At 68.4% G+C, this 16,079-nt stretch carries 16 protein-coding genes; 13 read left to right on the top strand and 3 right to left on the bottom strand.

The window, feature by feature from the left end; translation table 11 throughout:
- Positions 1-391: 391 nt before the first annotated feature.
- From D7X30_RS20890 to D7X30_RS20855, 8 genes are all read left to right on the top strand, one after another.
- Complete coding sequence (locus D7X30_RS20890; protein ID WP_120564696.1) at positions 392-2,053, top strand: serine/threonine-protein kinase; 1,662 nt, start codon at positions 392-394, stop codon at positions 2,051-2,053.
- Between the two features lie 81 nt (positions 2,054-2,134).
- On the top strand, positions 2,135-3,088 hold the full coding sequence (gshB, locus tag D7X30_RS20885; protein WP_120564695.1) for a glutathione synthase: 954 nt from the start codon (positions 2,135-2,137) through the stop codon (positions 3,086-3,088).
- Positions 3,089-3,090: 2 nt separating this feature from the next.
- The gene (locus D7X30_RS20880; RefSeq protein ID WP_120564694.1) at positions 3,091-3,870 is read left to right on the top strand and encodes a tRNA1(Val) (adenine(37)-N6)-methyltransferase; all 780 of its coding nucleotides are present in this window, start codon (positions 3,091-3,093) and stop codon (positions 3,868-3,870) included.
- 115 nt (positions 3,871-3,985) lie between these two features.
- Positions 3,986-4,492, top strand: coding sequence for a DoxX family protein (locus D7X30_RS20875; RefSeq protein WP_120564693.1), 507 nt, complete (start codon positions 3,986-3,988; stop codon positions 4,490-4,492).
- Between the two features lie 105 nt (positions 4,493-4,597).
- A complete protein-coding gene (locus D7X30_RS20870) occupies positions 4,598-6,499 on the top strand; it encodes a CapA family protein (RefSeq protein ID WP_120564692.1) in 1,902 nt (633 codons plus the stop codon).
- A 212-nt stretch (positions 6,500-6,711) separates the two neighbouring features.
- Positions 6,712-7,986 carry an MFS transporter gene (locus D7X30_RS20865; protein WP_120564691.1) on the top strand — a complete coding sequence of 425 codons (1,275 nt, stop codon included), beginning with the start codon at positions 6,712-6,714 and terminating at the stop codon, positions 7,984-7,986.
- Positions 7,987-8,039: 53 nt separating this feature from the next.
- A complete protein-coding gene (locus D7X30_RS20860; RefSeq protein ID WP_120564690.1) occupies positions 8,040-8,903 on the top strand; it encodes a C80 family cysteine peptidase in 864 nt (287 codons plus the stop codon).
- 37 nt (positions 8,904-8,940) lie between these two features.
- Complete coding sequence (locus D7X30_RS20855; RefSeq protein ID WP_120564689.1) at positions 8,941-9,423, top strand: hypothetical protein; 483 nt, start codon at positions 8,941-8,943, stop codon at positions 9,421-9,423.
- A gap of 13 nt (positions 9,424-9,436) precedes the next feature.
- Here D7X30_RS20855 and D7X30_RS20850 read toward each other — a convergent pair whose 3' ends face one another.
- Positions 9,437-9,766, bottom strand: a complete 330-nt coding sequence (locus D7X30_RS20850) for a metalloregulator ArsR/SmtB family transcription factor (protein WP_120564688.1) — start codon at positions 9,764-9,766, stop codon at positions 9,437-9,439.
- A 56-nt stretch (positions 9,767-9,822) separates the two neighbouring features.
- Here D7X30_RS20850 and D7X30_RS20845 point away from each other — a divergent pair, with 56 nt between their 5' ends.
- The 5 genes from D7X30_RS20845 (at position 9,823) to D7X30_RS20825 (ending at position 14,543) form a co-directional block, all read left to right on the top strand.
- Positions 9,823-10,260 carry an SRPBCC domain-containing protein gene (locus D7X30_RS20845; protein ID WP_120564687.1) on the top strand — a complete coding sequence of 146 codons (438 nt, stop codon included), beginning with the start codon at positions 9,823-9,825 and terminating at the stop codon, positions 10,258-10,260.
- 69 nt (positions 10,261-10,329) lie between these two features.
- A complete protein-coding gene (locus tag D7X30_RS20840; RefSeq protein WP_120564686.1) occupies positions 10,330-11,349 on the top strand; it encodes an alpha/beta fold hydrolase in 1,020 nt (339 codons plus the stop codon).
- Positions 11,350-11,360: 11 nt separating this feature from the next.
- Positions 11,361-12,218 carry a helix-turn-helix domain-containing protein gene (locus D7X30_RS20835; RefSeq protein ID WP_120564685.1) on the top strand — a complete coding sequence of 286 codons (858 nt, stop codon included), beginning with the start codon at positions 11,361-11,363 and terminating at the stop codon, positions 12,216-12,218.
- A gap of 65 nt (positions 12,219-12,283) precedes the next feature.
- Positions 12,284-12,700 carry a VOC family protein gene (locus tag D7X30_RS20830; RefSeq protein WP_120564684.1) on the top strand — a complete coding sequence of 139 codons (417 nt, stop codon included), beginning with the start codon at positions 12,284-12,286 and terminating at the stop codon, positions 12,698-12,700.
- Between the two features lie 49 nt (positions 12,701-12,749).
- Positions 12,750-14,543, top strand: a complete 1,794-nt coding sequence (locus D7X30_RS20825; RefSeq protein ID WP_120564683.1) for an alkaline phosphatase D family protein — start codon at positions 12,750-12,752, stop codon at positions 14,541-14,543.
- Between the two features lie 5 nt (positions 14,544-14,548).
- On the opposite strand, the gene D7X30_RS20820 is transcribed toward D7X30_RS20825, so the two are convergent.
- Entirely contained in the window at positions 14,549-15,274 is a 726-nt protein-coding gene (locus D7X30_RS20820; RefSeq protein ID WP_120564682.1) for a double-CXXCG motif protein, read from the bottom strand.
- Positions 15,275-15,303: 29 nt separating this feature from the next.
- Positions 15,304-15,948: a TIGR02269 family lipoprotein gene (locus D7X30_RS20815; RefSeq protein ID WP_120564681.1), complete on the bottom strand. Its 645-nt coding sequence runs from the start codon at positions 15,946-15,948 to the stop codon at positions 15,304-15,306.
- Between the last annotated feature and the right edge of the window lie 131 nt (positions 15,949-16,079).

Raw genomic sequence — 16,079 nt, 5'->3', positions numbered from 1 at the left:
CTTGTGCACCGGACCCGCTTCTTTTCACCAGTCTAATTGGAGTGTTGATCAACTGGTAGAAGAGGTAGGGGGAGCCGAGTTGGGGACAAGTCAGCAAGCTTCGGGAATCATTCACGAATCGGCGATCTGCTACATGTGGGTAAATTGCCGGTTTCCCCCGGGCATCCACAGGGGGGCTTCCGAGCCCCCGGTTGTCCACAGGGCCGTCCACACCATCCACAGGTGATCCACAGGGAACCTGGGGGCATGACACCGCCAAGGAAGGACCCTGGATGCAACAGCCCTGTTATGGTCCGGCCGGCTTTCTTCACGACGCGGGCGCCATTTTCCCAAGGCGCTGGAGGATGAGCTCATCGACTTCCATCGGGGCGAGCGCATCGGGAAGTACGAGGTGCTCACGCAGCTGACCGTGGGCGGCATGGCGGAGCTGTTCCTGGGCTACACGTCGGGCCCGGGCGGCTTCCGCAAGTACGTGGTCATCAAGCGCATCCTCCCGGACGCGCGCTCCAATGATCAGTTCGTCCGCATGTTCCTGGACGAGGCGCGCATCACCGCGGCCTTCAACCACCCGAACATCGCGCAGGTGTTCGACCTGGGGGAGGAGGACGACGGGCTCTACCTGGCCATGGAGTTCATCGGCGGGCAGAACCTGAACCAGGTGACCAGCGCGTGCATGAAGAAGCGCCAGCCGGTGCCGCTGGCCTTCACCCTGTCCGTGGCCCGCGACGTGTGCCTGGCGCTGCACTACGCGCACACCTTCACGTCCCCCGGCGGCGAAGCGAGCCCCGTCATCCACCGCGACGTGGCGCAGAAGAACATCATGGTGACGTACGACGGCACCGTGAAGCTGCTCGACTTCGGCATCGCCAAGGCGAAGAACAGCCTGGAGCGCACCAGCGTGGGCACGGTGAAGGGCACCACCGGGTACATGTCCCCGGAGCAGGTGCGCGGCGATGCGCTGGACGGTCGCAGCGACCTGTTCTCCGTGGGCGTGGTGATGCACGAGCTCATCACCGGCGAGCGGCTCTTCGCGGGCAAGACCGAGCGCGACGAGATGGTGAAGATCCTCGAGGACGCCATCCCGTGGCCGTCCGTGCTGCTGCCGCACATCTCCGAGGACATCTCCCGCGTGGTGATGCGCGCGCTGGAGCGCAACGTGGACCGCCGCTACCCGTCCGGGCGGGACATGGCGCGCGCCATCGAGAAGGCGGCCGGCGGCAAGCTGATGGACGCGGACCAGCGCGCCGCGCTCATGAAGAGCCTGTTCGCGGAGCGCATGGCGGCCACGCGGTCCCTGCTGGAGAGCGCGGACGTCACCACCAGCAGCCAGGTGCTGGCGTCGGCGAAGCGGGCGCTCCAGAAGGATGACGGCCCCTACCTGCCGGAGCGCAAGGCCACCGCGCTCAGTGTCGTGGAGGCGCGCAAGAAGGCGGAGATCGCGAAGCTGCGCGCGGAGGCGCCCGGCAGCGACGAGACCGCGCCTCCGGTGAAGCGCTCGAAGCTGGGCGCGGTGTGGGCGCTCCTGTCGTTGTCGCTCTTCCTGGGCCTGGCCTACGGCGCGTTCCGGCTCACCCAGCTGCTGGAGGCCGAGGAGAAGGCACCCCCACCCCCGCCCATGAGCCTGGGCGCCATGGTCCCCATCCTGCCGCCCAACGCCCCCGTGCCCGGCGGGGACGTGGCCGTCGTGGAGGCGGACAAGGACAAGGACACGAAGGACCGCGACACCAAGGACCGCGACACCAAGGACAAGGATCGCGACCGGGCAGGCACGAAGGACCGGGACAACGACCGGGAGGATGCCACCGCCAACCGGGGCAGCCGTGGCCGCAAGGGCAAGGGCGAGGTGACGCTCTTCCTGGACGAGCCCGCGGAGATCTTCCTCAACAACAAGTCCCTGGGCCGCGCGCCGCTGGTGAAGCGCTCCCTGCCGGTGGGACAAGCGGAGCTGATTCTGGTGGGCGAGGACAAGAAGCGCCGCGTGCTCGCCGTGCCGGTGGAGGCGGGCAAGCCCGTGCGCCTCAACCTCAAGCTGAGGGAGCTGCCGGGCCGCTAGACCCCCGTCCGTTCCAGCGTGGACGAAGGCACGTTCGAAGGAGCAGCACGGGCGGAGGGCGTCCGCTATCTTCCGCCCCTCATGGCCCTCTCCCTTGGCTTCCTGATGGACCCGCTCGAGAGCGTGCGGGTGGACCACGACACGACGTTCTCGCTGATGCTGGAGGCACAGCGGCGGGGGCACGACGTCTACTACTTCGAACAGGGCTGGCTGCGCTTCAACGGCCGGTGCTCGGAGGCGCGCATGCGCCGGGTCCGGGTGCGGCGTGAGGTGGGGCACCACTTCGACGTGCTGAGCGAGGACGTGCGGCCCCTGTCGAAGCTGGACGTGCTCTTCCTGCGCAAGGACCCGCCGGTGGACGCGGACTATCTGCACGCCACGCAGCTGGTGGAGCTGTGTCCGGACCGTTCGCCCATTTTCATCAACAACCCGTCCGGCATCCGCGACGCGAACGAGAAGCTCTTCACGCTGAACTTCCCGGACCTGATGCCGGAGACGCGCGTGACGCGCGAGCTGTCCGTGGTGCTGGAGTTCGCGGCGAAGAACTCGCAGGGCACCATCCTGAAGCCCATCGACGGGTTCGGGGGCAAGGGCATCCTGTTCCTCGCGCCGGGGGACCGCAACGCGCGATCCATGGTGGAGCTGCTCACGCAGGGCGGGAAGGAACCCATCCTCGCGCAGGCGTACGTGCCGGAGAGCCGCCTGGGCGACAAGCGCATCATCCTGGTGGACGGAGACCCGGTGGGCGCGGTGCTGCGCGTGCCGTCGGACGCGGACCACCGGGGCAACATGGCCGCGGGCGGCACGCCGATGAAGGCGGACATCACCGAGCGCGACCTGCTCATCTGCAAGCGCCTCAAGCCGTCGCTCCAGGAGAAGGGGCTGACGCTGGTGGGAATCGACGTGCTGGGCGACTACCTCACGGAGGTGAACGTCACCAGCCCCACGGGCCTGGTGGAGGCCAGCCACCTGGACGGCGTCTCCTGCGAGGCGCGCGTGCTGGACGTGGCCGAGCGGATGCACGGCGCGCGCTGACCGTGGGCCCCGTCAGTCTGGAGGACGGCGAGACGCTGGACTCCATTGGCACCGCGGACGTGCGCGTGTTCCAGCGCCGCACGGGCTACCGCTTCACGTTGGACGCGGTGCTGCTGGCGCACTTCGCTGCCACGGAAGGGCACGACCTGCCCGGGCCCGTGCTGGAGCTGGGCGCGGGCAGCGGCGTGGTGTCGCTGCTCTTGGTGAAGCAGTTCGGCTTCGCGGGCCCGGTGGATGCGCTGGAGCTCCAGCCCGCGGTGCACGAACGGCTGACGCGCGCGGTGGCGCTCAACGGATGCGAGGGCCGGGTGCGGCCGGTGCTCGGGGACCTGCGGCAGGCACGGTCGTTGTTCAGTTCCGGGGCCTACGGCCAGGTGGTGTCCAACCCGCCGTTCCGCCGGGCCGAGGCGGGCGTGATGAGCCCGGACGCGGAGCGGGCCGTGTCCAAGTCGGAGGTTGCGTGTGATGCGCCGTCCGTGGTCGCGGCGGCGCGGCATGCCCTGCGGCCCGGTGGTGGCGTGAGCCTGGTGTACCCGGCGGCGCGGCTGGCGGAGGTGCTGGGGGTGCTCGCGAGCGCGCGGTTGTTCCCCCGGGTGCTGCGCTCCGTGCATGCGCGGGTGGACGCGCCCGCCACGCGCTTCCTGGTGCAGGCGCTGAGGGACCAGGACCGGGGCCTGTCGGTGCGTGCGCCGCTCATCGTTCATGGCGAGGGACCCGGCGGCTACAGCGCGGAGGTGGCGGCGCTGATGGACGTGCCGCTGGCGGAGCGGAACGGGGGTTGAGTGTACGGCCGCCGGGCGTGGGTCCCTGCGAGCGTCGGGGCCGGATGGGCGGATGCGTCACAACGTAAGGGGCACTTCACCTACCGGACGTCCGCGTCCCGATGAGGAGAGCCCCATGAACGTGACGATGCTCAACGAACAACCATCGCTGCTGAAGTCGGCCGCGCTGCTGCCTCCGCGCCTGTCGCTGGGCGCGACGATGATTCATCACGGCCTGGCGAAGCTGAAGAAGGAAGGCCTCGAGGAGCAAGCGGGCATGTTCGAGCAGCTGGGCATCAAGCCCGGCAAGCCGTGGCTGCTGGCCACGGGCATCACGGAGCTGGTGGCCGGGGTGAGCTCCATCCTGGGCATCGCGACGCGCTTCACGGCGGTGTCGGTCATCGTCACGCAGGCGATGGCCATCGCGAAGGTGCACAGGAAGAACGGCTTCGACATCACCAAGGGCGGCTACGAGTTCAACGTGGCGCTCATCGCCATCGCGCTCGGGACGCTGATGCGCGGGCCCGGACGGCTGTCCCTGCACAGCGCGCTGGAGCGGCGGGTGAAGCGCCGGGAGCTGAGGCACTTCCGGCTGCTGCCGCGTCAGCGCCGGGGCTCGGTGCTGCTCGACGCGCTCGGGTAGCCAGGGCCTTCAAGGGGTGTGGGGGTGTCGCCTGCCCGGCTGCTACTGAACCGGGCCCGTGGGTAGCGCCCCTGCCCCCGCTTCATCCCGTAAGATGCGCGGGCCATGGCCCCCCCGTCCGTCCTGCTGATGCTGGCGCTCGCCGCGCCCGCCGCGTCTGTCCCCAACTTCTCCACAGCCGAGTCCTCCAGCACCGCGCGCCTCACCGCCGCGGGCATGGCCTCCGTGCGCTCCGTCATCCGGGATGCGGGCGCCGGACGGCTGGAAGCCGCGGGCATGGCCTCCGTGCGAGGGGCGATGGGGAGCTCGCGGGTGACGCGGCAGCTGGATGCGGCGGGCCTCGCGTCCGTGACGGCCGCCACGCGGAACCCCTCCACTGTCGCGAGCACCGCGGGCGTCGTGAAGACCGCGAGCTTCGCGTCGCAGGGCGCGTCCGCCGGTGTGACCTTCGCGGACGGCACGGCCTCCAGTGACTCCGGCACGCCTGTAACGGTGCGGATGCCCGCGGGCCTCGCCGAGTCCATTCCGTCGTCGCCTCCCGGGGCGAACACGGTGCCGGCCACGGGCGCCGCGCAAAGCCAGACAGAATCCCTCTCCGAAGCAGGCCGCATCGCCGTGGAGGCCAGCATCGGTGCCCTGCGCGCCGCGGGCCTCGTGATGCACGGCAAGGCCGGCGCGTCCGGCCTCGCCACCGTGGGCAACCCGGACGAGCACTACGTCCGGGGTGTCGCCGCCCTCCAGTCCAAGGACTCACGCACCGCCATCGCGGAGCTGTCCGCGTGCGTGCAGGCCGCGCCGTCCCGCGCCGACTGCCGCTGGGAGCTCGGCTGGGCCTACTCCGTCGAGGGCCGCTGGGCGGACTCCCTCACGCAGTGGACGCAGGTGCGCGCGCTCAATCCCAACCAGCCGGACCTGGAGGGCGCGCTCACGCAGGCCCGCAACCAGGCCGCGCTCCAGGCGAAGCTCGCGCAGCCCGTGGACAGCACGCCCCGCCCTCCCCCGCCCCCGGGCGCGAAGCTGCGCATCCGCGCCGCCGGTGACCTGATGCTCGGCACCACCGTGCCAGAGGGCTACCTGCCGCCCGAGGGCGGCGGCAGCGTCATCGCGGCCGTGCGTCCCCTGCTGGAGGACGCCGACCTCACCTTCGTGAACCTGGAAGGGCCGCTCTGCGACACCGGCCGCACCACCAAGTGCCGCTCGCCCGCGAACTGCTACGCGTTCCGCTCCCCCACGTCCTTCGGCGACTACCTGAAGCAGGCCGGCGTGGACGTGGTCTCCACCGCGAACAACCACTCCGGCGACTTCGGCGAGGAGTGCCGCCGCGCCACCGAGTCCACCCTGGACGCGCTGGGCATCGCCTGGAGCGGTCCGCCGGGCAGCGTGGCCACCGTGGAGCGCAACGGGCTGAAGATTGGACTCGTGGCCTTCCACACGTCCGCGGGCTGCAACCACCTCAACAACCTGCCCACCGCCACCGCGCTGGTGAAGCAGACCGCCGCCACGCACGACATCGTCATCGTCTCCTTCCACGGCGGCGCGGAGGGCGGCAAGGCCCTGCACGTCCCGGCCGGCAGGGAGATGTTCTTCGGCGAGGACCGCGGCGACCTGCGCGTCTTCACCCACGCGGTGGTGGACGCGGGCGCGCACCTGGTGCTCGGCCACGGCCCGCACGTCGCGCGCGCCATGGAGTTCTACCAGGGCCGCCTCATCGCCTACTCCATGGGCAACTTCGCCACCTACGGCCGCTTCAACCTCAAGGGTCCGCAGGGCCTGGGCATGATCCTGGAGGTGGAGCTGGACAGCCGTGGCGGCTTCTCCAACGGCCGCATCCTCCCCACCAAGCAGGTCGGTGAAGGCATCACCCAGCCGGACCCGGCCGCCAACGTCGTCTCGCTGGTGCGCAAGCTCACCACCGAGGACTTCCCGGACACGGGCGCCCGCATCGCGGACGACGGCCGCCTCTCTCCGCGCAAGTCGCCCGTCACGGCCTCCAGCACCGCGCCTTGACGCCGAGCCTTCACGACAACGCCACACCCGCACCCACGGAAGCAGCACCTCCGTGGGTGTTTTGTGTGTCACGCATCGCGCATCACCGTCAGGGAATGCGCGCTTGTTGAAGCCGGGCTGCTGCCTGGGCTGCCGTGCGCTTCATTGCGCCTCCAAGCGTGCCGCGCCGTGCAAGGCATGCGTGGGCGGCGTGCGCTAAGACAGCCATCGACGTGCCTGCCCATCGACTCCCACGACTGACTTCGCTGCGCCCGTTCGACTACCCCGGCTATTTCGCGGTGTGGGTGGGCGCGCTCATCTCCAACATCGGCACCTGGATGGAGACGGTGGCGATGGGCGTGTACGTCACGCAGACCACCGGCCGCGCGGAGTGGACGGGCGCCATCGTCGCGCTGTCGTTCCTGCCCGCGGTGGTGCTGGCGCCGGTGGGTGGCGCGCTGGCGGACCGCTTCGACCGGCGCGCGTACGCGGCGCTGGGCTCGCTGCTGCAGGCGGTGCTCGCGGCCGTGCTGACGGTGCTGGCGTTCCGCGGGCAGCTGTCGGTGTCCGTCATCGGTGTCATCTCGTTCCTCAACGGGTGCGTGAGCACGCTCACCTATCCGGCCTTCTCCGCGCTGCTGGCGGAGCTGGTGCCGCCGGAAGACCTGCACCTGTCCACCAGCCTCAACTCCGCGCAGTTCAACCTGGGCCGCATCCTGGGGCCCACGCTGGCCGCGGTGGTGTTGCAGGCGGGCGGGCCCGCGTGGGCGCTGCTCGCGAACACGCTGTCCTTCTTCGCGGTGCTGGTGGCGCTGTGGCGCGTGGTGCCGCCCGCGCGGGACCCGGCCGCGAAGCGTGAGCCGCTCTGGGATGGCATCCGGCGCGGCATCACCGTGGCGCGTGACGACGAGGACATCTCGCTGGTGCTGGTGGCCACCTTCTTCGTGGCCGCGCTGGTGGCGCCCTTCATCGGCCTGGTGCCGGTGTTCGCCATCCGCGAGCTGGGCCAGGGCGCGGCGGCCACGTCGCTGTTGGTGACGTGCCAGGGCGCGGGCGCGGTGACGGCGGCCCTGTGCGTGGGCACGCTCGCGGAGCTCTTCGGGCAGCGCAAGCTGCGCGGCTACTCGGCGACGACCATCGCGGTGCTGTCGGGCGTGTACTGGCTGGCGCCCACGCTCCAGGTGGCGGCGGTGTGCATCTTCTTCCTCGGCGCCAACTACCTCATCCTGATGAGCAGCCTGAGTGCGTCCTGCCAGGGCCGCGTGCCGCGTGAGCTGCAGGCGCGCATGGGCAGCCTCTACAGCATGGTGCTGGGCGCGGGTTATTCGCTGGGCGTCTGGTTCCAGGGCGCGCTGGCGGACCGCATGAACCTGCGCTTCGTGACCATCGGATCCAGCGCCATCTTCCTCGCGCTGGTGCTCACCACGCGCCTGCTCAAGCCCGCGCGCTTCGAGAACGAGCCCCTGGCCCTGGCCGAAGTGCAGCCGTTCTCCGACAGCGCGCACTGACCCATGGGGTCGTCGTCCGGCCGGGCCGTCTGCGTTTAGACTGGCCGGAAGCCATGTACCTGCACGACTTCCAGTGCCCCAGCTGCCTCTCCTATTTCAATGAAATCACCGAGTCGCCCTATCCCTCCGGGGACAAGTGGTGCTCGGGATGTGGCGTCTCCGCTCCACATGATTCGACGTATCTCCTGGTGTCGCGTGTGCCGGATACACCCCAGGTGCAGCAGCCCTTCGGCTTCACGCCCCCGCAGCAACAGCCGACGCAGCAGGTGCTTGCGCCGGTGAGCCGCTACGACCGGCAGCTCGTGGTGAAGTTCACCAATACGAGCAACTACAAGCCGGTGGACGACGCGGGAACGGCGCTCCACAACAAGGCCCAAAGCAAGGGCCTGCCTTCGGACATCATCGAGCTGGACCCCCAGGCAGGCAGCATCTCGCAGGAGCTCAATCAGAAGTTCGGAGCGCTGACGAACAAGAGCCGCCTGTACCTCGTCGGTCACGGGCAGGGCACCACCGTCCAGGGCGTGAATGCCTTCAACCTCGCCTACGCGGTCGTCCATACCTGGGGCGCCAAGGCTGCCCTGCGCGTCACCCTGGTGTCCTGCAAGGCGGGAGAGAAGGTGGATACCGAGTCCGTCAACTTCGCCAAGGACTTCCATAATTACCTGTGGAAGCCCTGCCGGCTGGCCACGGAGGTGGCTGCCTATACGCGCTCCGTGAGCGTGGCCACCGCCGAATTCGCGAAACACAAAGGGATGCCCCATCTGGAAGGCCGCAAGGCGTTCTACCTGGACAACGACAACATCGACTGGATGGTGAACGACGCGGATCAGGTGAAGGTCGTCTGGTATTGGAACTCCAACCGCACCCAGCAGCTGTCCAGGAACCGCTCGCAGGACCGCGCCGGCCGCAAGGATTGAGCGTCCATCCGCCTTTCCCCTTCACGAGGAGCCGTCCATGCCGCCAGTCAACCCGCACTTCCCCGTCCCCAACGCCGTGGCCGTGGGGGACTTCCTCCTGGACTCCTGGAGCAACGTCGCTCAGGACAACAACATCCGGTTCCTCCTGGTCCAGGTCACCAATGCCCAGGAGAACCGCTGCATCAAGCACCTGGACTCCTATAACGAGTACCAGCTCTGCATCCTGGCCCTGCTGAATGCCTTCAACACCGGGGCCGCGCCGACGAACGTGGCCAACAACCACCGGTACGAGCACGTGGTGCTGAATGGGACGCGCTACGAGTTCGTCTACCGGGTGGACGGCCAATACATCCCGCCGCCCGACAACGTGAACATCCGGGTGGCCAACCTGTGGGCCATCCACCGCTACGCGCCCGGCAAGAACAAGGCGGGGGCCGGGAGCAAGAACCTGCACCACCAGAAGATGATGGAGCGCTTCTTCCGCGACGGAGGCGGAGGTGGTGGCTCCACCGTGAAGTAGCCCGGGCCCGCCGTCAGTCCTCCTCCAGGTCCCGCTTCAGCTTCGTCAGCAGCTTCACCGCGTGGGTGGCGTAGGAGCTGATCCACCGCGCGTGGATGTCCTGGATGGGCGCCGCGTTGAGGTGGTTCCACCGCGTGCGCCCCTCCTTGTGGGACAGCACCAGCTCCGCCTTCTCCAGGACCTTCAGGTGCTGCATCACGGTGCAGCGGTCCAGGGTCTTCTCGAAGTGCTCGCACAGCTCCCCGGTCGTCCGGGGCGCGTCCTTCAACAGGTCCAGGATGGCCCGCCGGCGCGAGTCCGCCAGCGCCTTGAAGAGGACGTCGTCCTGGTCGCTCCTTGACATGTTATATTTCTATAACCTATTTGCGGGCAGGACCAGTTCACGACCAGGGGTGCCACATGGAGCCGAAGTTCCAGGTGCAGTTGAAGATCCGCAAGCCGGTGGCGCAGGTGTTCGAGGCGGTGGTGAACCCCGCGAAGCTGAGCGGCTACTTCGTGAAGACGAGCAGCGGTCCGCTGGCGGCGGGCGCGACGGTGAAGTGGAGCTTCGCGGAGGCGCCGGGCGAGTTCGACGTCATCACGCGCGAGGTGATTCCCAACGAGCGCATCGTCTTCGAGTGGCCCGCGGACGACAGCTACAACACGCGCGTGGAGATGCGCTTCGTGCCGTTGGACGCAAGCAACACGATGGTGAAGATCAGCGAGTCCGGATGGAAGCCGGATGAGAAGGGCATCAAGGCGTCCTACGACAACGCGGGTGGCTGGATGCACATGATGCTCTGCCTCAAGGGCTACCTGGAGTTCGGCATCAACCTTCGGGAGGGCGGGGCGTTCTGAAATCCGCGACGCGGGGGAATGTCCCGGCCAGACTGCCGTTCCCTCGCGTCCCGTTCGCAAAGGAGCCCCATGTCGTCCATCCGCGTGCCCGCCCTGCTCCTGTCCGCCCTGCTGCTCTCCGCGCCCGCCGCGAACGCGCAGGAGTCCAAGCGCGCCCCGGAGGCGCTGGGCCTGGGCATGGAGGGCTACCCCTACCCTGCTCCCGTGCAGTTCCTGTCCGTGAAGCTGGAGGGCCAGGACCTGCGCATGGCGTACATGGACGTGAAGCCCACGGGCAACGCCAACGGGCGCACGGTGGTGCTGCTGCACGGCAAGAACTTCTTCGGCGCGTACTGGAAGGACACGATTCGCGTCCTCACCGGCGCGGGCTACCGGGTCGTGGTGCCGGATCAGATTGGCTTCGGCAAGTCGTCCAAGCCGGCCATCGCGTACAGCTTCCACACGCTGGCGTCGCTGACGAAGCAGGTGCTGGACGAAGTGGGCGTGAAGCAGGCCGTGGTGGTGGGTCACAGCATGGGCGGCATGCTCGCGACGCGCTTCGCGCTGATGTACCCGGAGGTGACGACGCAGCTGGTGCTGGAGAACCCCATCGGCCTGGAGGACTACCGCGAGTCCGTCCCCTGGAAGTCCACCGAGGACCTCTACCAGGAGAACCTGAAGGCCACGGAGGAGGGGCTGCGCAAGTACCAGCGCGGCTACTACGTGAAGTGGAAGCCCGAGTACGACGAATACGTCCAGGTCCTCTACCGCCAGACGCTCAGCGGTGAGTACCCGCGCCTGGCCTGGGTGTCCGCGGCCACGCAGACGATGATCTACGAGCAGCCGGTGGTGCACGAGTTCCCGTTCGTGAAGGTGCCCACGCTGGTGGTGATTGGTCAGGAGGACCGCACGGTGGTGGGCAAGGGCAGCGTGCCGCCCGCGCTCTTGCCGAAGCTGGGGCAGTACCCGGCGCTGGGGAAGAAGACCGCCGCGGCCATTCCGGGCGCCACGCTGGTGGAGATCCCGAACGTGGGCCACATCCCCCACTTCGAGTCGCCGGAGAAGTGGCACTCGGCCCTGCTGGACTTCCTGCGCAAGGTTTCGAAGTAGCCTTCCGCGCCATGCATCGCATCCGCGTGGTGCGCCACGCGTCCGAGCGGGGCGGCTGGGAGATGGCGCTGGCCACGCCGCCACCGGCGCTGGCGCCGCTCATCCGGGACTACTGCGGCTTTCGCGAGGCCATGCCCCAGCCCATGCGCCGGCAGGAGCTGCCCGGCGTGCAGGTGGTGCTCATCCTGGAGTTCGGTCCGCTGCTGAAGCACCTGGACGACGCGGGCCGGGTGACGCGGCATCGCTCCGGCTTCGTCGCGGGCCTCGATGAGCGCTGGAGCACCACCGAGCACAACGGCGAGTCCCACGGGCTCCAGGTGAACCTGACGCCGCTGGGGGCAAGGCGCCTCTTCGGTCTGCCCATGCACGAGCTGGCTCACCGGGTGACGGGCCTGGAGGACCTGTGGGGCGGCGAGGCACGGCGGCTGGTGGAGTCCCTTGCGGAGGCGCGGGACTGGGCAGCGCGCTTCGCCCTCGCGGACGCGTTCCTGATCCAGCGAGCGGAGCGGGGGCCCGCGGTGGATGCGGGGGTGAAGTGGGCGGTGGAGCGCATCCAGAGGACAGGAGGCCAGGTGGACATCGCCACGCTGGCGAGCGAGCTGGGCCACAGCCACAAGCACCTCATCCACCAGTTCCATGAACAGGTGGGGCTGCCGCCACGCAGGCTTGCGCGCCTGTTGCGCTTCGACCGGGCGGTGGAGCGGATCAAGTCCGGAGGCCCGGTGCGCTGGGCGGAGCTCGCGCTGGAGCTGGGCTATTTCGACCAGGCGCACCTGAACCGGGACTTCCGCCAGTTCACCGGCGGGCCGCCGTCCGCCCTCCTGCGGCGTGCGCTACCGGACGCGGGCGGGTTCGAATCCGGTGCGTAGGTAAAATCCGTCCAAGAAGAACCGTGAGCGGATGGGCAGGATGCGCGGTGAAAGGAAGACACACCATGTCCCTGCCCAGCCTGTATCCCTTCGTCCACTACGCCGACCCCGAAGCGGCCCTGCGTTTCCTGAAGCAGGCCTTCGGCTGCGAGGAGCGGGTCGTCTACCGCAAGCCTGACGGCGCCATCGCCCATGTCGAGCTGACGCTGGGCCACGGCCTGGTCATGTTCGGCGGCGCGGAGGGCGGCCGGCTGAAGATGGCCGCGTCGAAGGACGTGCCCCTGAAGAACCAGGGCATCTACGTGGTGGTGACGGACCCGGATGCGCTGTACGCGCGGGCGAAGGCGGCGGGCGCGAGCATCGTCATGGAGCTGCACGACACGGACTACGGCTCGCGAGACTTCAGCGCGCTGGACCCCGAGGGGAACGTCTGGAGCTTCGGCACGTACCAGCCGCTCGCGGTGCCTCCGCCGAAGGGGTGAGCCTGGCGCCTTCGTCGACGGGAGGGGGTGTCCATGCAAGGCTTTCCCCATGAAGCTCTTGCTGGGACCCATCCTGTACGCCCGGGCGCAGGCCACGCCGGACCCGAAGTCTCACGACGTGTGGAGCTTCTTCGTCAACGTGTTCCTGGACAGCACGTCAGCGAAGAAGCCTCCGGCGTTGAGGCTGTGTTTCCGGGATGCGAAGGGCAAGCGGGTCGCGGTCTTCGACGAGGCGAAGCCCGCCGCGGACCTCACCGCCCTGCCCAAGGACACCCGGGGCGTGGTGTGGCGCTGGGAGGTCATCCTGCCGCGCACGGACGTGGCCCAGCGTCTGTCCTATCACTTCGAATCACCAGACACGCCCGGCGTGCCGGTGACCTTCGAGCGTCCGACGCCGCGAGACAACCGGCCGTGGTCCTCGAAGGTCATCCCGCCGGAGCCGCTGGTGGTGTCCGACGTGGTCGTCCCCGCGAAGGGTGTGTCGCCGAACATCGCGTTCTTCTCCTGCAACGGCGCCAGCCGTGCGAGTGATTGGAGCAATCTGGCGCAGCCCTTCGCGCTGTGGGATCGGATGCTGCAACAGCATCAGAGGGACCCGGTGGATCCGGCGAAGACGCCGGGCTTCCAGCTGCTGATCGGGGGTGGGGATCAGCTCTACGCGGACTCGCTGCACAACACGCTGGATGTGTTGAACGCGTTCATGAAGCTGCCCCGGTCGGAGCGGTTGAAGCTGCCGGTGCCGGACGGACTCTCGGAGAAGCTGTTCGCGGAATACGTCTGGCTCTACCGGGAGCGGTGGGGCGGGAGCCAGGGCATCGCGCCGTTGCTGCGGAGGGTGCCGGGCCTGTTCATGTGGGACGACCACGACATCTTCGACGGATGGGGTTCGCACGAGGATCTCCAGCAGGCGCCCTGGTACCGGGCGCTCTACAGCGCGGCGGCGCGAGCATTCGAGGCCTTCCAGCGGGGCTGGCTGGAGCAGCCGGCGAAGGCACGCGAGCCGGACGACCGGGGCGTGGTGAAGCCCGCGCAGCACTATCTCCAGACGTTCTGTTTCTCCACGGCGGACTGTGACCTGGACGTGGTGTTGCTGGACCTGAGGAGCGGCCGGACCAGCCGGGTGATGGACACCGGGGACGCGCATCCGCAGACCGAGTTCACGGTGATGAGCCGGTCACAGTGGGACGCCTTCGACGCGTGGCGCGAGGAGCACCGTCAGCGGCCGGAGAACGGCAAGAAGGCGCGGCACGTGTTGGTGGTGTCGTCGGTGCCGCTGGTGCACTTGCGTTTCGGTCCGGCGATGGAGCGGATGACCGGAGGTGGCGTCGAGCTGCGCGACGACCTGTTGGACCAGTGGGAGTCCTCGGTGCACAGGGGCGAGCGCACGCGGTTGTTGATGAACCTGTTCTCGCTGGCGAAGAAGTCCTACTGCGCGGTGACGGTGTTGTCGGGGGACGTGCACGTGGGGGCGAGGGCGCGCGTGCGTTCACGCAATCCGGACCACCTGGTGCCCGCGTTGGGAACGGTGGGGGAGGTGTTCATCGAACAGGTGACGTCCTCGCCCATCGTGCATCCGCCGCCGGGATGGCTCTCGTTCAAGGGGATGCTGGCGTTGTCGGAGGATTCCCGAGAGGACCTGCCAGGGTTCCTGCAGACGGAGCTGTTGCCGGTGGGCAAGGAGCTGTACCTGCGGGACCGCAACTGGCTGTCCATCCGGCTGGAGCGGCCCAAGCACCGCGACACGACCGCGCGTCCGAAGCTGTGGGTGAAGTGGATCGCGGAGAAGGAGAACCTGCCCATGGAGGTGGTGGTGGAGCCACCGCCCTTCCCCGCCGCGGGCTGAGGGTTTCAGCGGACTGGGAGCTCACGGAAGGAGATACCGGCCCAACCGCCCTGCTCCACCGCGTCCTTGAAGCGGTCCGTGCCGATGATCATGGTGCTGAAGTTGCCGACGCGGAACAGGTCCCTGTCCGTGGGCAACGAAGCACCGTCGAGGATGGGGTCGTCCGGACGTCGGAAGCCTTGTCGTCCGCAGGTGGGACAGGGCGGCTCCAGGTCAGGAGGAAGGCAGTCGCGGTGCAGGAGGCCGCGCGGTTCGATCTGGAGTTCGAGGATGTCCGGAGCCGCCTTCTGCCGGAACCGCAGCTCCGTCTTGCAGCCCAGCAGCCCACGAACGCCCGCGGCCTGGAGACCGTCGAGTGCGTCGCGGCGGATGAGCATCAGCGAGGTCCCCTGCCAGGTGAACGGCCCGAACTGACCGGACGCAGTGCCCGTGAGCGGACCGAAGCTTGTTCCGGGAGGAAGAGATGCATTGGGTGGCATCAGCGGGCGCACCAAGTCCTGGAGACGGACGAATTCGTGAAACGGCTCCGGTCGAGGCTCTTCAAATTCCCGATGCTCGGGGATGAGCGAAAGGTCCACGGCTGGGTACTGATCTCCCCATCCACCCCACGTTACACCGCAGCCTGGGCACTCCTTGATGCCGGGCAGGATCCATTTGTGTGCGGCATCGAAGTCTCCGCTGTAACGGGATGTGGCTGCTTCGTCGTCGCGGAGCCAGAAGAAGGGGGGCATGGACCGTCAGGCCTCAGATGGATGAAGGCTCAGTTGTACCGCTGGATGGGACCACCCAGGAGTTGGAATCGATAGATCAGCTCCCCGGCATGCTTGAAGATTTCCTCTGGGGGAGCGCCTCCGTTCGTATCCCTGAACTCACGCCAGTCCTTGTTCCACAAACCTCCCTTGGGACCATCGCTGTGGATACGCCGGTGGACATGCACGGGAATGGGGATCGTGAACTGGTGGATGTTGATGCCCTTGATTTTGAACCACGCGGCAAGGTCCTGCGCCTGCGGGAAGATGTGGTGCTTCTCGAACTTGCCCGCTGGCAGCTGCCGTTGAGGAGGCACGGGCTTGGGGTTCCCGTACCAGGGGAACACCATGACGGGTTCCGCATCACCCGGCAGGCCCATGCTGCCGCCCCAGTTGCGCCGGGGCCCGCTTCCCGGTGCGGGGGCCACGGCCACGGGTGGTGGCCGGGGCGGCAGTCCCCGCGCCAGCACCACCTCCCCGGGCACATCCTCGCACCGGAAGAAGCCGCAGGTCGTGTCCCCACAGACCAGGGTCACACAGGCGTCGCTGCTCGCGTCACCACACTCCGCCTCGGCTTCATCCCAGCGCTGCTGGAGCGGCGTGCTGGACGCGCACGCCGCCATCCACAGCGCCAGGAACATCAGCATCTTTCGCATGGCGGCAAAACCTACTCATATCCGGCATCTCTGTTTCCGTCAGGCCGTGGAAGCCGCACGTGCCGGTCAGTCGCTGTTCCTTCACGGGGTCGAGGAGCGCTTTCCCCAGCGGTTGTCTTCACGAAAGACAG

The organism is Corallococcus sp. AB011P (assembly GCF_003611605.1).
GTDB classification, from domain to species: domain Bacteria; phylum Myxococcota; class Myxococcia; order Myxococcales; family Myxococcaceae; genus Corallococcus; species Corallococcus coralloides.
This window is presented reverse-complemented; position numbering and strand designations above follow the sequence as displayed.